General features: G+C 57.5%; 1 protein-coding gene. It reads left to right on the forward strand.

The genetic code is table 11. The features are described from left to right. Positions 1 to 65: 65 nt before the first annotated feature. Positions 66 to 1,046, forward strand: a complete 981-nt coding sequence (locus GIW79_RS29485) for an IS5-like element ISPre1 family transposase (protein ID WP_203482866.1) — start codon at positions 66 to 68, stop codon at positions 1,044 to 1,046. Positions 1,047 to 1,192 lie beyond the last annotated feature (146 nt).

Genomic DNA, 1,192 nt, shown 5'->3' on the forward strand with positions numbered 1-1,192 from the left:
GGAAACTCTGAAGAAGACTTCCAGATTTTGGCAAAATACCCGGATTCCACCCGCTGAGTTTCCCCATGAAGCAGATGACCTTCGCTGACGCCGAGTACGCCGGTAAGCGCAAACAAACCCGCAAAGAGTTGTTCCTGATCGAGATGGATCGGGTGGTGCCGTGGAAGGGTTTGATTGCCTTGATCGAGCCGCATTATCCCAAGGGTGAAGGCGGTCGTCCGGCCTATCCGCTGGTGGCGATGCTGCGCGTGCACCTGATGCAAAACTGGTTCGGTTACAGCGATCCAGCGATGGAAGAGGCGCTGTACGAGACCACCATCCTGCGCCAGTTCGCGGGGCTGAGCTTGGAGCGTATCCCCGATGAAACCACCATCCTCAACTTCCGTCGTTTGCTGGAGAAGCACGAACTAGCCGCCGGCATCTTGGCTGTCATCAATGGCTATCTGGGCGACCGAGGGCTGTCGCTGCGCCAAGGCACGATCGTCGATGCCACGCTGATCAATGCGCCGAGTTCGACCAAGAACAAGGACGGTAAGCGCGACCCGGAAATGCATCAGACCAAGAAGGGTAACCAGTACTACTTCGGCATGAAGGCGCACATCGGTGTCGATGATGAGTCGGGCTTGGTGCACAGCGTGGTGGGCACGGCGGCCAACGTGGCCGATGTCACCCAGGTCGATAAGCTGCTGCACGGCGATGAGAACATGGTCGGTGCCGACGCGGGTTACACCGGCGTCGAGAAACGCCCTGAACATGAAGGCCGGGAGGTCATCTGGCAGATCGCCGCCCGCCGTAGTACTTACAAGAAGCTTAATAAGCGCAGTGCTTTGTACAAAGCCGCGCGCAAGATTGAGAAGGCCAAGGCTCAGGTACGAGCCAAGGTCGAGCATCCGTTCCGGGTGATCAAGCGCCAGTTCGGTTATGTGAAGGTGCGCTTCCGTGGTCTGGCGAAGAACACGGCGCAACTGGTGACGCTGTTCGCGCTGTCGAACCTGTGGATGGCGCGCCGACATTTACTGGCGAATGCAGGAGAGGTGCGCCTGTAATGTGGGAAATGGCTGCCGCGAGGTGCTCGCGGCGGCTAAAAACACAGAAATAAGCGGGTGATCTGAGCGTTTTTGATCGATTTGCCGCTTTTAAAATCGGCAGGGGCTGAAGTCAGCCAGAAATACACAACTACTTCAGACCATCC

The sequence above is a fragment of the Pseudomonas sp. PA-7-1E genome, from assembly GCF_021605325.1.
Classification (GTDB): domain Bacteria; phylum Pseudomonadota; class Gammaproteobacteria; order Pseudomonadales; family Pseudomonadaceae; genus Aquipseudomonas; species Aquipseudomonas fluorescens_BV.

Bases quoted from the DNA above. Each gene is read 5' to 3' on its own strand.
- GIW79_RS29485 (WP_203482866.1), top strand. From the start codon at position 66: ATGAAGCAGATGACCTTCGCTGACGCCGAGTACGCCGGTAAGCGCAAA.